This is a genomic window from Opitutia bacterium KCR 482 (genome assembly GCA_029269845.2).
In the GTDB taxonomy this organism is placed as follows: Bacteria; Verrucomicrobiota; Verrucomicrobiia; order Opitutales; family Intestinicryptomonadaceae; genus Merdousia.
In genome coordinates this window covers 2,243,248-2,261,312 of record CP149973.1, presented here as the reverse complement: position 1 = coordinate 2,261,312, position 18,065 = coordinate 2,243,248, and the positions used below count along the sequence as shown (strand labels likewise).

At 59.2% G+C, this 18,065-nt stretch carries 19 protein-coding genes; 3 read left to right on the top strand and 16 right to left on the bottom strand.

Features of this window, described 5'->3' with window-relative positions:
- Window positions 1–105 precede the first annotated feature (105 nt).
- Genes P3B99_009755 through glgA form a run of 3 tightly spaced genes read right to left on the bottom strand, consistent with a single transcriptional unit; the run spans window position 106 to window position 4,849 of the window.
- The gene (locus P3B99_009755) at window positions 106–849 is read right to left on the bottom strand and encodes an exodeoxyribonuclease III (GenBank protein ID WYJ07475.1); all 744 of its coding nucleotides are present in this window, start codon (window positions 847–849) and stop codon (window positions 106–108) included.
- Between the two features lie 15 nt (window positions 850–864).
- Window positions 865–3,381 carry a DEAD/DEAH box helicase gene (locus P3B99_009750; protein ID WYJ07474.1) on the bottom strand — a complete coding sequence of 839 codons (2,517 nt, stop codon included), beginning with the start codon at window positions 3,379–3,381 and terminating at the stop codon, window positions 865–867.
- Window positions 3,382–3,385: 4 nt separating this feature from the next.
- Complete coding sequence (gene glgA, locus P3B99_009745; GenBank protein ID WYJ07473.1) at window positions 3,386–4,849, bottom strand: glycogen synthase GlgA; 1,464 nt, start codon at window positions 4,847–4,849, stop codon at window positions 3,386–3,388.
- 91 nt (window positions 4,850–4,940) lie between these two features.
- Between glgA and P3B99_009740 the strand changes: the two genes are divergently transcribed.
- From P3B99_009740 to P3B99_009730, 3 genes are read left to right on the top strand one after another with little or no spacing between them, the layout of a single operon-like run.
- The gene (locus P3B99_009740; protein ID WYJ07472.1) at window positions 4,941–5,903 is read left to right on the top strand and encodes a PfkB family carbohydrate kinase; all 963 of its coding nucleotides are present in this window, start codon (window positions 4,941–4,943) and stop codon (window positions 5,901–5,903) included.
- Window positions 5,900–6,979 (top strand): tRNA preQ1(34) S-adenosylmethionine ribosyltransferase-isomerase QueA, encoded by a 1,080-nt coding sequence (gene queA, locus P3B99_009735; protein WYJ07471.1) that lies wholly within the window; start codon window positions 5,900–5,902, stop codon window positions 6,977–6,979. The genes P3B99_009740 and queA overlap by 4 nt, the downstream gene beginning before the upstream one ends.
- Window positions 6,980–6,997: 18 nt before the next feature.
- A complete protein-coding gene (locus P3B99_009730; GenBank protein WYJ07470.1) occupies window positions 6,998–7,537 on the top strand; it encodes a hypothetical protein in 540 nt (179 codons plus the stop codon).
- 124 nt (window positions 7,538–7,661) lie between these two features.
- Here the strand turns inward: P3B99_009730 and P3B99_009725 are convergent, their stop codons facing one another.
- From P3B99_009725 to P3B99_009665, 13 genes are all read right to left on the bottom strand, one after another.
- The gene (locus P3B99_009725; protein ID WYJ07469.1) at window positions 7,662–8,693 is read right to left on the bottom strand and encodes a nucleoside hydrolase; all 1,032 of its coding nucleotides are present in this window, start codon (window positions 8,691–8,693) and stop codon (window positions 7,662–7,664) included.
- 100 nt (window positions 8,694–8,793) lie between these two features.
- Entirely contained in the window at window positions 8,794–9,669 is an 876-nt protein-coding gene (locus P3B99_009720) for a hypothetical protein (GenBank protein WYJ07468.1), read from the bottom strand.
- Window positions 9,666–10,355 carry a 16S rRNA (cytidine(1402)-2'-O)-methyltransferase gene (gene rsmI, locus P3B99_009715; protein ID WYJ07467.1) on the bottom strand — a complete coding sequence of 230 codons (690 nt, stop codon included), beginning with the start codon at window positions 10,353–10,355 and terminating at the stop codon, window positions 9,666–9,668. The genes P3B99_009720 and rsmI overlap by 4 nt, the downstream gene beginning before the upstream one ends.
- Window positions 10,356–10,358: 3 nt before the next feature.
- A complete protein-coding gene (folK, locus tag P3B99_009710; GenBank protein WYJ07466.1) occupies window positions 10,359–10,844 on the bottom strand; it encodes a 2-amino-4-hydroxy-6-hydroxymethyldihydropteridine diphosphokinase in 486 nt (161 codons plus the stop codon).
- The gene (folB, locus tag P3B99_009705; protein ID WYJ07465.1) at window positions 10,841–11,215 is read right to left on the bottom strand and encodes a dihydroneopterin aldolase; all 375 of its coding nucleotides are present in this window, start codon (window positions 11,213–11,215) and stop codon (window positions 10,841–10,843) included. The genes folK and folB overlap by 4 nt, the downstream gene beginning before the upstream one ends.
- The gene (gene folP / locus P3B99_009700; GenBank protein WYJ07464.1) at window positions 11,197–12,033 is read right to left on the bottom strand and encodes a dihydropteroate synthase; all 837 of its coding nucleotides are present in this window, start codon (window positions 12,031–12,033) and stop codon (window positions 11,197–11,199) included. The genes folB and folP overlap by 19 nt, the downstream gene beginning before the upstream one ends.
- A complete protein-coding gene (locus P3B99_009695) occupies window positions 11,999–13,228 on the bottom strand; it encodes a tetratricopeptide repeat protein (protein ID WYJ07463.1) in 1,230 nt (409 codons plus the stop codon). Before P3B99_009695 ends, folP begins: the two co-directional genes overlap by 35 nt.
- Complete coding sequence (locus P3B99_009690) at window positions 13,225–13,899, bottom strand: energy transducer TonB (GenBank protein WYJ07462.1); 675 nt, start codon at window positions 13,897–13,899, stop codon at window positions 13,225–13,227. The genes P3B99_009695 and P3B99_009690 overlap by 4 nt, the downstream gene beginning before the upstream one ends.
- A complete protein-coding gene (locus tag P3B99_009685; GenBank protein ID WYJ07461.1) occupies window positions 13,896–14,300 on the bottom strand; it encodes a biopolymer transporter ExbD in 405 nt (134 codons plus the stop codon). The genes P3B99_009690 and P3B99_009685 overlap by 4 nt, the downstream gene beginning before the upstream one ends.
- Entirely contained in the window at window positions 14,297–14,830 is a 534-nt protein-coding gene (locus P3B99_009680) for a MotA/TolQ/ExbB proton channel family protein (protein WYJ07460.1), read from the bottom strand. Before P3B99_009680 ends, P3B99_009685 begins: the two co-directional genes overlap by 4 nt.
- A complete protein-coding gene (locus P3B99_009675) occupies window positions 14,827–16,071 on the bottom strand; it encodes a MotA/TolQ/ExbB proton channel family protein (protein ID WYJ07459.1) in 1,245 nt (414 codons plus the stop codon). The genes P3B99_009680 and P3B99_009675 overlap by 4 nt, the downstream gene beginning before the upstream one ends.
- A complete protein-coding gene (locus P3B99_009670) occupies window positions 16,061–16,645 on the bottom strand; it encodes a hypothetical protein (GenBank protein WYJ07458.1) in 585 nt (194 codons plus the stop codon). Before P3B99_009670 ends, P3B99_009675 begins: the two co-directional genes overlap by 11 nt.
- Window positions 16,645–18,030: a PDZ domain-containing protein gene (locus P3B99_009665; GenBank protein ID WYJ07457.1), complete on the bottom strand. Its 1,386-nt coding sequence runs from the start codon at window positions 18,028–18,030 to the stop codon at window positions 16,645–16,647. Before P3B99_009665 ends, P3B99_009670 begins: the two co-directional genes overlap by 1 nt.
- Window positions 18,031–18,065: the final 35 nt, after the last annotated feature.

The window sequence follows — 18,065 nt, the reverse complement described above, 5'->3', positions numbered from 1 at the left end:
TATTGATTTGTATTGAATTTTCTTCAAATTAGTCAACAAAAAAAGGCGCGGCGCGCCCTCAATACGCAATCAAAACATGCGCGTTTGCGCCATCTTGCGGCGCGGCTATTTGATGACTATCGAAATCGGGGCGTGATCCGAGCCCAAAACGTCGGAGAGAATTTCGGCGTCTTCGACTTCGGGCAAAAGCGGCGTCGAAACGAGAAAATAGTCGAGCCGCCAGCCGACGTTTCTGCGCCTCGCCCCGCCGCGGTAGCTCCACCAAGAGTACTGGACTTTTTCGGGATTGCGCTCGCGCCAGACGTCGCGGAGGTCTGCGGTTTTCAAAATCATGCCGAAGTCGTCGCGTTCCGTTTGCGAAAAGCCCGCGTTGCCCTCGTTTTCCCTGGGGCGGGCGATGTCGATTTCGCAATGCGCCACGTTGAAGTCGCCGCAGACAATGCTCCGCCGCGACTCCGCCATTTTTGCGGCAAACGCCGTGTTCCACGCGTGCTTGTAGTCTATGCGTTTGAGGGCGTCCTGCGAGTTCGGCGCGTAGATTGAGGTTAGGACGAATTTGCCGAAGTCGGCGGAAAGAAATCTGCCCTCGTCGGGGCTGCCGCACAGAGCCTCGCGCGAGACGGACAGCGGCTCCACGTTCGAGAAAATCGCAACGCCCGAATAGCCCGCGCGTTCGGCGCAGTGGAAGTAGCGGTACTTAAAGGGCAAATCGAGCTTTTCGGCGGCGGCGGGGTCGATTTTCGTCTCCTGCACGCACACGATGTCGGGGTTTTCGGCGGCGGCAAATTCGCGAAAATTTTTCGAAAGCGCGCTTCTTATCCCGTTGACATTCCACGATATTATTTTCATATTCAATAATTTTTGCTACGACAAAATATCCGCGACAGTCTCCACAAACCTGACGTGGGTCGAGACGTCCTTCAAGCCGCCGAGGAGGTCGTTGAAAAGTTTTTTCTTTTGGAGTTGGAGCTTGCGCACCCTGTCCTCCACGGTGTTCTGCGCAATCATGCGGTAGACGAAAACGTCGCCTTTGCGCCCTATTCTGTGCACGCGGTCAACCGCCTGCTCTTCGACTGCGGGATTCCACCACGGGTCGGCGAGGAAAACGTAGTCGGCGGAAGTGAGCGTTATGCCCGTGCCGCCCGCGCGGAGGCTCACAAGCATTATCGCGCCGCCGCTTCCGTTTTGGAAGGCTTCGACGGGTTTGGAGCGGTCGCGCGTCGCGCCTGTGAGGGTGTAGACGGGAGCGTCGGGAAGGCGCGAGGAAATGTTTTCCGCGATGAGGTCGAGAAAGCGCGTGAACTGGCTGAAAATCAGAATTTTTTTGCCGCCCATGAACAGCTCCTCCACCTTGTCGGAAAGCACCGAGATTTTGCCGCCCGCCTCCGCCGCGCCGTCTTTGCCAACCCACGGCAGAAGCGCGGCGTCGCACGCCGCCTGACGCAGGCGGGTGAGGAGCGAGAGCACCGTAAAACGCGCCTTTGCGTCTTCCGCGACAGCCCCGCCGAGCGTCGAACGCGCCTCGCCGAGCAGTTTATGGTATTCCGATTTCTGCTGTTCCGACATCGGGCAGACCAAATCGACGTAGATTTTTTCGGGAAGCTCCGTCGCCACTTCCGACTTCAACCTGCGCAAAACAAACGGCGCAATCTGCCTGCGCATCTGGCGCACGAAAGCATCGTCCGACTGCACCGCGTTTTCGAAAACCGCCCGCTGCCCCATAAGGCCGGGCATGAGCCAGCGGAACGTCGTCCACATGTCGAGCAGCCTGTTTTCGACGGGCGTGCCCGTGAGGGCTATTTTCCGTTTTGCTTTGAGAGCCATGCACGCGGCTGTCGTCTTTGCGTCGGGGTTTTTGATAAACTGGGCTTCGTCGAGCACGCCGATTTCGAAGTCGATTTTTTCAACCGCCGCCCTGTTGCGGCGAAGTTGCGTGTAGCTCGAAATCCACAGCTGGGCGTCGGCGAAGTCGGACGACGCCGAAAGGACGCCGCATTTGAGGTTCGGGAAGAACTTGCCCGCCTCCGAAATCCAGACGGGAATTACGCTTGCAGGGCACACTACGAAAAACTTTTTCGACGCGTCGCCGCAAGCCGCCATGTTTATAAGGGTCAGGGTTTGGAGGGTTTTGCCCAAGCCCATCTCGTCGGCGATAAGCGCGTTGCAGTCGTGGTCGAAGAGGCGTTTTGCCCAGAGCACGCCGCGTCTCTGATAGTTGCGGAGGAAGTCGGGCAGCTGTTTGGAGTCGGCGGAAGTCCGCGCCGAGAGCGAGTCGAGCCACTTTTTGAGTTCGGGCGAAAGCGAAATTCCGCCGCCGAATTCCGCGATTGAAAGCAGCATGTAGCGCGGGATTTTCCCCGCCTCAAAGCCGAATTCCCTTGCGCGCTCCACATTGCGGACAAACGCGGTGTCGTCGTTAGAAATGCGTAAAATGCCGTATTCGGGCACGATTCGCAGGCTCGACGTTCCGCCGCCGACGATTTTCGCGATTTCGTCAGTGCCTATAATGTCGTCGCCTACCGTGGACGACCACTCGATGTCGAAGTCGAGCGAGTTTCCGCCGACGCTTTTTGCCGTAGGTTTCAGCTCCACACTGCGCTCGCCCAGCGACAGCAAATCGACGTTCGCGTCTTTGTGTATTATAAAATACCTCTCCCATGTCGAAAGCGCGGCTTGCAAGAACGACGGAATTTTCGAGATTTCCGCAAGCAGGTACGTTTCCGACGAATACTTGAAACCGCACTTGCGCGACATTGTGGCAAGCCGCACCAAGTTTTCCTTCTGCGGGTCGCCAAGCTCCGCCACGGGCAGGCATTTTTCGCCGAAAGCCCTGCGGGTCTTGCCGTCGGCGAACTCCCACGCGACGGAAAACGCAAGCCCCTTGCGGCGCGACGAAAACGTAAGCGCAAGCTTGGGGAACTCTTCGCCCGCGCTTTCGGAAGCTTCGGGCTTTGCGTCGGCTTCTGGTTCGGCGGAATCGGCGTTTTCGGCGGACTCCGCGGCGAGGGCCTTTGCGGCTGATTCGTCGTAGTCCAAAAATTCGTCGCTCGAAAACACGTCGCCGACAAGCTCCTCTATTTCGTAGAAGCCCGCCACGGTGAGCGCGGCGTTTTGCAGGTTGCCCGAAAATCCGCGCCTCACGTATCCGACGCCGTCGAAATCGAGCACGCAGTACGGCTCGCTGCCGTCGGAAAGCTTCGCGCAGACAATGGCCTCGTTGGCGTTCAGTTCGAGCGTGCGAACCGCGCCCGACTTGTACAGCTCGCGCCCGTAGGCAAGCTCTTCGACCCGAAAGAACTTTTCCCAGTCGCAATCGACGCGTCGAAGCCACTGCCCCAACTCGCTATTGCGGTAGATTCTGTTTGCGGGTCTTTCGAACATTGCCTTAGAACGCGGCGGAACGCGAGCCGACCGCCCATTTGTAGACCTGCGCGTATTTATCGGCGGATTTCGACCACGAGAAATCCCTGCCCATTGCGTTGCGGCGCATTGCGGCGATGTCTTCGGGACGGTCGAACCAAGTGGAGCACGCCCAGCCGATTGTGTTGTAGAGCGCGTCGGCGGTAGCGTCCGAGAACACGAAGCCGCTGCCCCTGCCCTCGCCCTCGCGGTACTGTTCGACGGTGTCGAAAAGCCCGCCCGTTGCGCGGACAATCGGGAGAGTTCCGTAAATCATGGAGTAAAGCTGGTTGAGACCGCACGGCTCGAAGCGGCTGGGCATGAGGAAGAAGTCGGAGCCCGCCTCTATCATGTGAGAAAGCGCGTTGTCGTAGCCGATGTACACGCCGATTTTCCCCGCGTTCGACGCCGCAAGCGAATTGAACGCGTTTTCGAGCCAGCCCTCGCCGCTTCCCAAGAGCGCAATCTGGACGTCCATGTTGTTCACAAGCGGGTGCGCAATGCGGGCAAGCAAGTCAAGCCCCTTCTGGTCGAAGAGCCGCGAAACCACGCCGAAGACGGGCGTTTTTTCCGACACCGCCAAGCCCATGCGCTTTTGCAATGCAGCCTTGCACGCCGCCTTGCCCGACATGTCGTCCGCGGTGTAGTTTGCGGCGATGTACTTGTCGGTCTTCGGATTCCATTCGGAGGTGTCCACGCCGTTTACTATTCCGATAAGGTCGCCCGCGCGGAAGCGCAGAAGCCCGTCGAGGCCGCAGCCGTATTCGGGGGTGCGGATTTCCGAGGCGTAAGTGGGGCTTACCGTCGTGATTTTCGAGCAGTTGTAGAGGCCAGCCTTCATCATGTTCAGGCTTCCGTAAGACTCGCACGAATCGGCGCGGAACTCAGACATCGGAATGCCCGCGTATTCGAGAACGCCCCTGTCGAAAACGCCCTGATGTTGCAGGTTGTGGATTGTGAAGACCGTCGCGGTGCGTCCGAGCGCGGAGGCGCGGAGGGTCGTGTTTAAATATACTGGGATAAGCCCCGTCGTCCAGTCGTGGCAGTGGATGACGTCGGGAATCCAGCCCGTGGAAAGGCAGTAGTCGATAGCCGCGCGGGAGAGGAATGCAAAGCGTCCGCCGTTGTCGTCGTACGAAACCGCGCCGTAGTTGTAGATTCCGGGGCGGTCGTAGTACCTGTTGAATTCGAGAAAATGGACGCCCGCCTTTCCGAGCGGCGCGCGCCAGACCGACGCGAACTCCTCAATCCCCAAGCCCATGTGGACCGAGAGATTGTCCATCTCCTTTTTGAACGAAGAGCCGCGCTTTATCGACGAATACAGCGGAGTAAAGATTTTTACCTCGCACCCGTCCGCCGCAAACTCCTTCGAAAGCGACGAAACCATATCGGCAAGCCCCCCGACTTTCGAAAAGGGAGCGCATTCGGGCGATACCATAAGAATTTTCATTTTCATAGTTTTTCAGTATTCAACTCTTCACTTTCGCATAAAATGCGGGTACATTGCAACCGTTTTTCTTGCGTGTCGAAAAAAAACGCCCATGCTTAAAACAATGCGCAAAATTTTTACAATCACTGGCAACCTGCTCGCCGAAACGTCCGCGGTTTTCGACACCCCGCAAAGGGGCGGCACGGCGCGGGCGAAAGGCTCGCCGATGTTCCGCGTGGGCGGCAAGGGCGTGAACGTCGCAAGGGCGGCGAAGTCGCTCGGCATGGACGCCACGGCGGTTGTATTCCCCGCGGGCTTCACGGGCAAAAGGTGCATGGAAACTCTCGAAAACGAGGGGATAGCAACAATCTCGGCTTGGCTCGAAGGCGAAACGCGCGAAGGGCTTGTCTGCACCGATTCCGCCGACGGCTCGAACACCACATACCTCGGAGCCGACGTTCCCGTTCCGGAGAAAGCCTTAATAAAAGCCGCTAACAAAATCATACGCAAGGCAAGAAAAGGCGACGTTCTGGCGTTCTGCGGCAGCTTCCCAGCGTGGAAAATAGGCTACACGCAACTTATCAATTATCCACGTTTTGTAAAAAAAATGCCGCTTTGCATAGACACCTACGGGCTTCCGCTCTCCAACTTTGCGCGGCGGGAGGAAATAGACCTCGTAAAAATCAACCGCGCCGAGCTGTTCGGGCTTATGAAAAGAACCGACGACGGCACGGCGGAAAAATTTCTTAAAATCTTCAAAGCCGCGCGGGAAAAATTTTTCGACTTCACAGAAATGCTCATCGTAAGCGACGGCGCAAACACGATTCTCGCCGACTTCGGAAACGGGATAATCGAAGTTGAGCCGCCGAAAATCGAAAGAGAAGTCCGCGCCACGGGTTGCGGCGACGCAATGTTCGCGCGGCTGATTTTCGAGCTTTACGAAAATTCCGCGCCCCCCGAAACCGCGCTCCGCCGCGCTGCCGCGTACGCGTCCCTCTGCGCCGAATGCGACGGAGTCGGCACGCTCCCGCCAGAAAAGGCGGAAAAGGCAAAACAAATTTCGCAAATACAATGAACTCGTCAGAATTAGACTACACGCTCCCGCCCGAACGAATCGCCCGCTTTCCGTCGGAAAAGCGCGACGGCTCGCGACTGCTCGTCTACGACAGGGCGTCGGACACAATCGAGCACGCGCATTTCGCCGACCTCCCGAAATTCCTCAAAACAAACTTCAATTTTTTCAGGAACAACGCAGCCGTCCTCAAAGGGCGCATTTTCGCGAAAAAGGACACGGGCGGAAACGTCGAATGCCTGCTGCTCACCCCGTGCGGCTCGCCGAACCGCTGGACATGCATGCTTAAACCCGCAAAACGCCTGAAAATCGGCGCGACTTTCGGTGTCGAAAACGCGTTCACCGCAACCGTCGCCGAAAAATTCGACGACGGCAGAGCCGTTGTAGACTTCGAAACCGCAAACGGCGAAAGCGTCGTTTCCGTCAGCGAAAGAATAGGTGTTGTGCCGCTTCCGCCATACATCGCCCGCGACCAGCACGCGCCCGACTACGACCGCGACTTCGACAACCGCCGCTACGAAACCGTCTACGCCGACCCCTCCAAGCGCGTCGCCGCCGCCGCCCCCACCGCTGGGCTGCACTTCACCCCGGAGCTTATTAAAACGCTCGAATCGCGCGGGAACAGATTTTTCGACCTCACCCTGCACGTCGGAATCGGCACTTTCCAGCCGCTGAAAAGCGACATTGTGGAGGAGCACAAAATGCACGCCGAAATCTACGAAATTCCCGCCGCAACCCTCCGCGCCATGGCGGACAAATCCGCGCCGAGGCTCGCCGTCGGCACGACATCGCTGAGGGCAATGGAGGACTTCGTACGAAAGCACCCCGACGGCTTCGACGCCGAAAAGCCCGTGCTCGACAGCGCAAGCCTTTTCGTCTACCCGCCCCAGCGCATTCGCGCCGCCGACGCAATGATTACCAACTTCCACCTGCCCCGCTCCACGCTCATGTGCCTTGTGGCGGTCTTCCTCAAACCAGACTCGCGCGACGGAGTGGAAAAGCTCAAAGAAATCTACCGCGCGGCAATCGAACGCGAGTACAATTTCTACTCGTACGGCGACGCCATGCTGATTTTGTAATCCCCTCCCCCGCACGCCATGAACGACGGAAAAACGACAGGCAAATTCACAAAAATTTCGGGAATCGCCGCGGCGGTTTCCGCGCTCGCGGCAGTCGGCACACTCTCGCACATGGCGGAAATCGGCAAGCCAATCGCTCTGCACATTTCGGGGAGCGGAGCTGCGGGATTCCACCCTTCGGGGAGCGGCGTTGCCGACAGTTTCGTTTCGGCTGAATGGCTTGCCGCGGCGATAGTCGTAGTAGAAATCGTGTTTGCGCTGCTCGCGCTGGCGTTGGGGGCTTTCCACAAAAAGCTGAAAGTCGGCGCGTGGATTCCGCCGACTGCGATTTTCAATATATGCACGGCTTACGTGTGCTCGCTTTCGGCAATTCTGTGCTGGACTACGCAAAATCTTTCCGACGGCAAGCTGTCGGGAAGCGCATGGGTGATTTCTATGATTGCATTGTTCCTGAACACGCTTCTGCTGGTCGCGGTGGTTCTGTACATTCCGTGCGACATTTTCGCGTCGATTCTCGAATCCGCCGAAAGCAGCCATACAAAATCGGAGGAGGAATAATCCCGCTGCGCCCGAAGTCGGCGCGTAAATTCGGCGCAAAAAAACGGACGGCGTTCGAGTTCCGCCGTCCGCTAAAACCGTTTTATTTAATTTCGGCTGCCGACAATAAAATTCCCGCGCCGCGCTATTTTTCCGCCTGCGGTTTCAGGGTTGCGACACGCGCGGCAAGCTCCTCCGAAATCTTCTTCGCGCCGTCTTTCGGGAGAATCAAATACTTGTGCAGACCGCCTTTTGAGGGAGTGAAAACGGAAATGTTCTTTTCGTCCACAACGACATTTCCCGCCTCGGAAATTTCGAAAAGTTCGGGCGAGAACACATACAGGACGCTCGTGAGGTCGAACGCGCAGGTGTCGTAAAGTTCGCCCGTCTTGCGCGACACCGCGTACTTTTTATACGCCACCGCAAGCGGATTTTCCGCCGACAATTTTTCAAGCACGGCCTCTTTGGGGAATCTGACAATTTCGCCGATTTCGAAGCCGCTGAAAACAATCGGAACGGGCGATTTTCCGAAGAACGCCCGCGCCGCGGGAGGGTCGAACCTGATGTTGTATTCGGGCATCATGTTGCGGAGCCTGGGAATGTCCGGATATGTGGCAAACTGCCCCGCCATGACCGAAAAATACTTCACCTTTTTTGCGACAAGCGCAATTCCGTCGAGCTTCGAATACTCGTCCGCCTGCGACGACAGCAAATTCACTACGTTCGTCGAAAATCCTACCGAAATGTAGACAACGCTCCCGTCCTCGCTTTCGCTCAAAACCTTGCGGGCGAGCTTCACGGCGTCTACGGGCCTGTTCTGCGCGTCGAACGAGCGCGGATACGCAAAGCTTCCGTCGGGCTTTTTCATGTCGGAAACGATTACCGCGTACCTGCCGTCCTTGCTCGAAATTCCGTCGGCAGAGACGCCGACGGGGAATTTTCCGAAGCCGTAGTAGTTGTTCATGACGCTCGTGAACGCTATCGACGCGGGGTGGCGGTTGTTCAGCAGAACCGCGAGCACCTGCGCGCGCCCCGACGCTTCGTAGTCGTAGAGCATTGCAAGGGCGAGAGCGTCGTCCACGTCGTTGCCGATGTCGGTGTCGAATATCACCTTTTGTGGAGCCGCCGACGCCAGACACGCGACGAAAAACGCCGCCGCAAGAAACAGTTTTTTCATATCCAATCCTCTTTTGTTGCTATAGTTTGCCTAACGAAAAAAAAAGCTCCCAGCTGAATTTTCAAAAGTCAATAGCAAAACGATGCGTTTTGGGATTATTTCACGACGCCGATTCGGCGCGGACAATTCCGTAGCGGATATTGCAGAAAGTGTGCGTAAGGCGGGTTTTCCCGAGAGAGCGCATAAGCTCTATTATGCACGCGAACGCCGCGGGAATTATGTCCGCCCTGCCCGCGCTTATGCCGAATTTTTCGACCCTCTCTCCGACCGAAAGCGGCAGAACCGCCGCGTAGCATTTTTCGATGTCATCAAGCGAAATTTCGTATTCCGCGCCCGAAAGACCGAGCTTTGCCTTCATCAAACGCGCCGCAACGACCGCGCCTCCCGCACCGACAAGCAGCTCGGTTTTCGGGAAGTCGGCAAGCGACGCCGCAAACTCCGCGCGGGCGCGTTCGAAATATCCGTCGGGCGAAGCGCATTCGCGCATGAGCCGCACAGCCCCGACATTCAGGCTTCGGGCGCGTTCGACGACGCCGTTTTGCCCCGCGACGATTTCCATGCTTCCGCCGCCCAAATCGAAGTACGCGCATTTTTTGGAGGCGTCTACCAGCGGGTCTCCCATCGCGCCGGAAAACGACAGCCGCGCCTCCTCGCCGCCCGAAAGCACGCGGATTTCAACGCCCGTGTTTTCGGCTACGGCGGCGGTAATTTCGCCCCTGCGGGGGCTGTCGCGCAGGGCGGAGGTCGCGACGGCGACTGTTTTGAAAGAGGGCGCAAACGCCGCGGCTTCGCGAACGAAAAGCGAGACGGAGTCCGAAACGACGTCTGCGGCGTTCGGCACAAGAGCGCCGCTTCCCATAATCCGCCTGTCGAGGGTGCGCTCGTAGAGCCGCGCAACCGCGCAGTTTTCGACGCGCCCGAGCAGGCACTTTATCGTGTTCGAGCCGATGTCTATTGCAAGTACCGCGCCGCTCATAGCGTGAATCCGTCGGGGGCTACAATCACGACAAATTCGCCCTTTGTGGACGATTTTTTAAGCTCCGCAGCAACGTCGGCGAGCCTGCCGACAAAGAAGCGTTCGAACATTTTGGAAATCTCCTTGGCGACGCACACGATGCGGTCGCCGCCGAAGACTTCGAGGGCGTCGTCAACGAATTTTTCAATCCTGTACGGCGACTCGTAGAATATCAGCGTGTGCCCGAAGTCGGCGTATTTTTCGAAAAAGTTTTTCCGCGCCGCCGTCTTTGCGGGGAGGAAGCCGACGAACAAAAACGAATCGCTCGGCAGCCCCGACGCGCTCAACGCCGAGGCGAACGCGCACGCGCCGGGAACCGGCACTACCTTCACGCCGCACGCGCGACATGCGCGGACTATTCTGAAACCGGGGTCGCTTATGCACGGCGTCCCCGCGTCGCTTACAAGAGCCACGTTTTTGCCCGCTTTGAGCCTTTCGAGAAGCAGCGGCGCAACGCCGCGCTCGCGCGAATCCTCGTTTACGAACATCTCCTTTTCGATTCCGAATTTCCTGAGCATCGCGCCCGTAATGCGGGTGTCCTCGCACGCGACCAAATCGCACGAGCGCAGCGTTTCGAGAGCGCGTTCGGAAATGTCCGACAGATTGCCTATCGGCGTCGCAACAACGTAAAGAGTGCCCTCTTCCATGCCTTAAAACTCCGCAAAGGGTTGGTATTTTTTCGGCGCGCTGCCGAGCACGCCCGCGACGTCGCAACAAAAGTCGGTCTCGAAAGAGTCCAAGATGTCGGCAAGCGGAGCAAGCACGAAGTCGCGCTCGCTCCATCGCGGGTGCGGAATTTGGAGCGCGGCGTCGGAATACGCGCGTCCCTCGTAGAAAATTATGTCGATGTCGATTTCGCGCGGGCCGTTGGGAAACGTCTTTGTCCGCCCCAGCCGCGCCTCCGCCGACTTGCAGAATTCGAGAAGATCCAGCGGCTCGAACTGCGTCTCGCAGAGAACCGCAGCGTTGAGGAAGTCGCGCTGGTCGGCAAAGCCCACTGGCGCGGTCTCGTAGATTTTGGAGCGCGAGAGTATCCGCGCAAAATTCTCTATTTCCGCGAGCGCGCGCACGAGGTTTTCGCGGCGGTTTCCGACGTTCGAACCCAACGCCAGCACTATGCGTTTTGCGTTTTTCATTTTATGTAGTCGCCCCTCTTTCTGCGGATTTTCACCGAAATTCCCCCGAAGTCGTAGCCGATGTCCACGCCCAATTTCGCGACCTCGACCTCCGCTTCGAGAAGGTTTGCAAAGCGCGTAAACAGCCGCTCGGCAATCATGTCGGCAAGCTTTTCCACAAGCCGCACGCTCTCGCCCGCAAGCACGCCCTCGGCGATTGCGATCGCCGCGGGATAGTCTACGGTGTCGTCAAGCCCGTCGCTTTTCGCGGCGGTATCGAGCGGCAGAAAGAGCCGCAGCGACACTTCGAAATCCCTGAATTCGTCGCGTTCGGCGGCAAAGCAGCCGTGTTTGCCTTTGAGTCTGATTCTGTCTATTTTAATTTCGTCCATTTTGAAATCTCCATTGCGGTTTTGAGGGCGGCGGCGTTTTTTGCCACGTCGTGCACCCTGTAAATATCGGCGGAATTGGACGCGGCGGAAATCGCGGTGATTGCGGCGGTGGCGTCGTCCCGCGCGTCCATGCCCGCGCCTACAAGCCCCGCCAGCGACGACTTCCGCGAAACGCCCAGAAGTATTTTGTACCCGAACATTCGCAATTCGCCGAGCCGCGCGGCTATCTCGAAATTCTGCTCCGCCGTTTTGCCGAAGCCGAAGCCTGGGTCGATTATGATTTTTTCCGCGCCCTCGCGCTCGACCGCCGCGACCATGTCGGCTACTCCGCGCACGAACGCGCCGAAGAAATCGCCCGAAAATTCCGCGCCGCGCGAGTTGTGGGTTGCGACAATCGGACAGTCGAACTCCGCGGCAAGCGCCGCCATCGGGCAGCGTCCGTCGACTACCCGCACAAGGACGTCGTTTATGATGTCCGCGCCGTTTTCGAGAGCCGCCCGCGCGACTTCTGGCTTGTAGGTGTCAACCGAAATCGCGATGTCGGGAAGCGCGTTCCGCACCGCCGCGAGCTTGGGGAGCAGCAGCCGCAGTTCCTCGTCGGCGGGAAGCGGCTTGCAGTCGGGGCGCGTAGACTCCGCGCCGATGTCCACAATCGCCGCGCCCTCCGAAACCATGCGCAACGCCTGCCCGACGGCGGCGGAGTCGTCCAAATATTTCCCGCCGTCTGAAAACGAGTCGCGCGAAACGTTGAGGACGCCCATTAGCATGGGGAACGCCGAGGCGTCATCTGGAAATCTGCTTTTCGAGATACTTTGCATATTCTGAAAATTCGGGATATTTCTTCGCAAGCGCGGCGGCGAGCGAATGCGCCGCCACAAAGTCTCCGCGTGCGACAGCCGACCTCAGCATGCCGTAGCGGGCGGCGGATTCGAAGCGCGGATCGAGCGACGCTCGGGCGTAGTGAGCGTCCGCCGCGCCCCAGTCGCCAAGCTCGGCGCACGCGCCGCCCAATGCGCACAGTACGCGGGCGTCGTCGGGAAATTTTTTAACGCAGGCTTCGAGGTGTTTTCGGGCGGCGGCAAAGTCGCCCGCGCCGAATTTGGCAAGCCCCGAAATCTTTTCGCGAAGGTCTCCGCCGAGCGATTCAGCAAGCCCCGCCGCGCCCGAAAAATCGCCCGACGCAAGCATTGCCTCCGCCGCGTTGCCCGCGGAGGCGGAATCGCCGAGCCGCGCGTACGCCGCCGCGGCGTCGCGGTAAAGGCGCATTTTGAAAAGCAGGTTCGCGAAAAACAGGGCGTCCGACCTCTCCGCCGCGCCCGACTTTTCGAGAAATCCGAAAGCCGCCGCCGCACCGCAAAAGTCGCCCCGCCGCGCCCTCGCGCTTCCCGCAAGCCGCACGGCGCGGGCGGAAAATTCGGCGTCGCGCATAAGTTTTTTTGCGGCGGTCTCGCACTCTTCGAAACGCCCAAGCTCGTAGAGGTACGCCGCTTTTGCAAAGAGCGCGGCGCGGTTCGAATCGTCGTAGAGAAGCGCCTGATTGCAGAAATTCAGCGCGGAGGAAAAGTCCCGCGCGTCGGCGGCGCGTTTTGCGAACCACAACAGAATTGCGGTGTCGGAACCGCCCGACAGCGCAAGAGAGTCCCGCATTTCGGCGAGGGCGTCGGAATCGCGCCCAAGCTGCGAAAGCGCAAAGCCGAGGTTTTTCCGCGCCGCAAAAAACGACGGCGAAAGCTCCGCCGCCCTGCGGTAGGACGCAACGGCAGATTCCGCGTCGCCGCCGCGCATTTGCGCGTTGCCCAAGTTGAAGAACACGACAGCCCCAGCCCAATTTTTTCGGGAGGCGTCGAGCAGGATTTCGAGAGCCGCCGAATTGTCGGAAGCCTCCGCCGCCGCGCGAACCGCCTCCGCCTCCCTGCGCGAAACCGCCGGCGACGCCCCGAACGGTGCGACGCCCGCCGCCGCCGCGCAAATCGCGGAGGCAAAAAACAGAAGATATGCGCCAAAAATTTTCATTTCACTATTTTAAAGGGTATCGGCAGAACGAAGCGCGCGCGCACGCGTTCCCCGTTTTTCATGGGCGATTCGTAGCGCAATTTCAAAGCCGCGTCAACCGCGCTTTTTTCGAACCGCGCGTCGGTAGAGCTTGCCACGGACTCAACTTCAACGCTGCCGTCGGAATCGACCACGACGTTCAGCAAAACCTCTCCCTCGATTCCGCGGTCGAGCAGCTTGCGGGGGTAGTCTATGCGGACGGAATTAAGACGCCTCGGAATTTTGTCGAGCGCGTCAAGCTCGAAGGCGTCGAATTTCGTTTCGGAATCTGAAAGCCCTCCGACGAAAGAGTCGAACGCGAGGTTTCCGCCCGCGCCGAAATCGGGAACGGCGACGCCCACCGACGAAAAGTCGAGCGCGGGCACGGTAAATTCCGCAGCCTTCTTTGCGCCAGAAAAATTCGGCACGACCGCCGATGCCCCTCGTCCCGAAGCCCCCGCGTTTTTCGCGCCGCCGTCCGACTGTCGCTGCGCGGCGGAATACACGCGCACAAGCTTGGGCGGCCGCCCCGCGGCGTCCCGACGCGAAACCGCGACCGAAAGCGGAAGCACCGCAAACGCCGCCAATGTCGCCGCCGCCGCGCAAATCGCGGAGGCAAAGCCGTAGTTTTTGGACTGGAACGCCGTCTTCATTTTTTCTCCGCCGAAACGTAGATTTCCTCCGCCCCGCACAATTTTGCGGTGTCCATGATTTCCACGAGAGTCGAAACGGGCGCGGACGAATCGCCGCGCAACACCACCGTTTTGTCGAAGCGCATGTGCGCGCGAAGACGCGCTTCAAGCTCCGCCCGCGACACCTTCACGCCGCCGACCGAAACCGACGAATCGGCCGCAATCGAGATTGTCAGCGGCTTCGATTCGGGGCGGACGGCAGTCGCCGCCTTCGGCACGTCGATTTTCACCGCGCCGCCGTCCGAAAACGTTGTGGTCACCACAAAGAAAATCAGCAGTATGAAAATGACGTCGATTAGCGGAGAAATGTTTATCGACTCCTCGCCCTCTCCGTCCGAAAAATTTGGTCTGCGCAGGCTCACAATGACTCCCTCCCGAATGACGACTCCCGCGCGGCAAGAGTCGTCAGAAGCTTCCGCATTTGCGCATGCGCGAACACCGCCGCAATCCACGCGGGAATCGCAACGACAAGCCCCGCCTGAGTGGTTATGAGCGCAACCGAAATTCCCTCGGCGACGCCCGCGGAGGAATCGGAGGCGGAGGAGACAATGGTTTCGGTCATTCCCGCGACAGTCCCCAAAAGACCGACAAGCGGCGCGGCGACCGCCAGCGATTTCAGCATTTTCACCCTGCGCTCCTCGTCCGAAAGCAGTTCCGACCGCAGCCGCGCGAACGCCGATTTTACGTCGGGCGCGGAATTTTCCGATTCGAATTTTACGAACTCCCGCGCGAACGATTTTTCGTCGGCGCAAAGCGCGTTAAGCCAGCCCAGCCGCAGGGACGTTTTAAACGCGCAAAAATACGCGTACAAGGCAATCGCCGCCAGCGGATACATCAAAATTCCGCCCGCCGCGAACACCCCGCAAAACAACTCCGCAAAAGATTCCGTCATTTTTTTACCACCGCCAGAAACGACGACGCAAGTTTTTCCATGTCGGCAAGAACCGCGCGCGCGCGGCGCGTCAGGAACGCGTGGGCGACGAACGCGGGTATTGCCACAATCAGCCCGTACTCGGTGGTTATCAGAGCCTCGCCGATTCCCGCGCCGAGAAGCCGCGCGTTGCCAAGCCCCTGCGCCGAGAGGTCGGCGAAAGTTTTGATTATGCCTGTTACCGTCCCCAAAAGCCCGAAAAGCGGAGCGACCGTCGCCGAAACCGACAGCACCGACAATCCCCAGTGCAGACGCCCGCCGACCGAAAGCATGTGCTCGTAGGCGATTTCCTCCAACTGCGAAACCGGCGAATTGCGCGATTCAAGCATCGCAGAAAGCATGTCCGCATAGGGATAGCCCATGCGCCGCGCGGCGGTTTCGGCGGCTTCCGCGCCCCTTTCTTCCAACGCCGAAAGCACGGCGGATACCGCGTTTTTCGGGGCGCGGCGCAGGCGGGCAAAACTTGCGGTTTTCCACAAAAACACCGCAAGCGAAATGAGTCCGAAAAAGAGAATGGGGTACATCAAAACGCCGCCGACGGCGACGTCCTCGGCAAACGTGCGCGACTTCGATTCGGCGTCGAACAACGCGCCGCCCGAAACGTCGGCGGGCAGAGTGCCGGCGCGCCCCCCGGCGAAGTCCGCAATTTCCTTCGCGCGGGACTCTCCGTACAACGCGCCCGACTCCGCCAAAAAGCCAGCGGTCGAGCTTCCCACAAAGTACGAAAACCCGCCCACCCTGAAAGTTTTGCCGACAAGCTTCTCGCCCGTCTTTGCCCGAACCGCCGTAAAATCGGTCTGCGCGAGCGGGTTGAAGAGCGACTGCATGCGCTCCGAAACCGCCCGCTCCACAGATTCCAACGACGGCGAAACCGCGCCGAAGCGTCGGTTTGCGGTCTCGAAAACGGACGCCCAGACGGAGTCGTAGAATTTGGATTTTTCCGAAAGCGTCGCAAGCGCGGAAGCCTCCGCCCTCGCCGCCGCGAGCGAAGCGTCGAGCGACGCCGACTCCTCCGCGAGCCTTGAAATCCGCGCCGCAATTTCCGCGCGTTCCGCCGCGATTTTAGCGACGGCCGCCGCGTCCGCCGCCCGCGCCTTTTCAAGCTCTCCCCGCGCCCAGTTTGACTCCGCCGCAAGCCCCGCAAAGGCGGGCGCGAACGCGGCGGCGAATAGCGCAAAGAATTTCAAAAACCTATTTCCCATGTTTTGCGCCCTCCGTTTTCAGCTCGGCAATGCCGCCGCGCGATTCCGTGCCGGAAGCCCTCAAAAAAATCCCCGTGCGGACTTTCCCGTCCGCGCCCTTTTCGACGGTCTTGTCCGCCGCGAAGAGCCTGTCGATTGCGTCCGCCAAGACGCGCAGCTTTTCGACGGCCGTCTTGCCGTCGAGGGTTTCGGGGAACGCGCCGCGCAGAATTTCCGCCGCGCGGGGGTCTGAAAGCATGGCGGCGTATTGGGCGTCGGCAAAAGACGAAAGGCGTTGCAAGTCGCGGGCGTCGGAGTCGTTTTTTGCGGAGGCTTCGGCGAGGCTTTTCCGCGCCGATTCGTTCGCCGCCGCAACCGCCGCGATTTCCGCGCGTTTAGACTTTGCGAGAGCCGCGTAAGACTTTTCAAGCGAAAGCAGCCTCGCCCGCTCTTCGCGCCAGTTTTCGAGGCGTTCGGCGGTCGCCGCGCGTTCGCGCAGAGACTCCGTAAGCGGGGCGTCGGCATCGGCGAATCCCGCTTCGGCGAAAAGCGGAACGGCGTAGAAAATAAGCATGAATGTTGCGGAAAGTTTCATCAGTCGAGCTTGATTCTCACGAGTTTTGTCTCTTTCATGTCCTCCGCCAAAATCACGATTTCCTTTGCGGACGCGTCGAGCTTTGCAAGCTCCGCGACGGCCTCGGCGTAGGAGGACACGGGCTTTGAATTTATTTCGCGCACAATGTCGCCCGCAAACAGGCGGGCGGGCAGCGCGGACGCCGCGGGGCTGTTCGGCTTTACGTATTTTATGACGGGCGGGGCGTCGGTCTTTATTTCGAGGGTTTTGCGGGCTACGGCGTCGTCGAAAAGGTATTCGCGGACGGAAAAACCTATCCTTTTAAAATACTTCGTCTTCGACTCCCTGTGGGTTTTCGGGTTCTCGCCCACGACAACTTCTACTTTGCGCGGGGCGTCGGACGCGCGGATTACCGAAAGCGAAATTTTGTCGCCCTTTTTATGCTCGGCAAACAGCAGCCTGAAATTGTAGAGCGCGAATTGCTCGAAGCAGACTTCCACCGACTTCCCGTCCACCGCCACCACGATGTCGCCCTTTTTCAGCCCCGCAGTTTCCGCGGGCGAGCCTTTGGCGATGTCGCTGATTAGAAACGCGCTGGCGTTCCCCACGCCCATCATTTTTGCGACGTCGCGCTTCAAAACCTTTGTGTTGACAAGACCGAGCCAGCCGAATTTGTCGCCTTCGGGGCGCGAGGGGCGGCGGGCGAGAATTTTGTCAAGCTCGTCGGGCAGAATGAAAGAGTCGGTCGAGACCGGCGCGGCGAGCGTTATCGGAAGCCCGTTGATTTTTTCGGCGTAGAGCAGGCGAAGCTCGCTTGCGGGAGAGTCTCCCCAGCCGACGAATTTTCCGCTTTCGTCGAATACCGCCGTGCCCACCGCCGCTACGGGAACGGGGGACGCCGCCTTCATTACGGGACGCCGCCCGATGTCGGACACATACGATTTCAGCAGGTACGGCTCGAACAAAAACTCCTCGCGCGAAATTCCCGCGCCCCACACCGTCTGCCCGCGCGAAACGCCCGCCCGCGCAAACGACGTATACGGAACGAGTCCGTCGGGAAGCCCCTTTTTCAGTTTGAGGAAGTGCGTGCCCGAAAGAGAGTCCGCGCCGAGGTATTCGGCGGAGTAGCCGTCGGGGTCGCCGCCGAAGAAGTGGATTTTAAAGTCTTTGAGTTCGTCGTGGCGGAGCGAAAGCGGAATCTCGCTTGCGGGCACTATAACCGTGCCGCCGGAGTCGGCAACCATGCCCATTGTAGCAACCTGCCGTCTGTCCTCTTCAAGCTCTATGCTGTATTTTACCGCGACCGCGCATTTTGCGCGTTCGCGGAACGCCTTTTCGCCGATTTCCGCGCGGACCATGCCCGCCGAAGCGAACGCGCAGACAAGAATTACGAGCCACCTGAACATATCCGCAAAGTTTCGCAAAACGCCCCGCGCTTGGC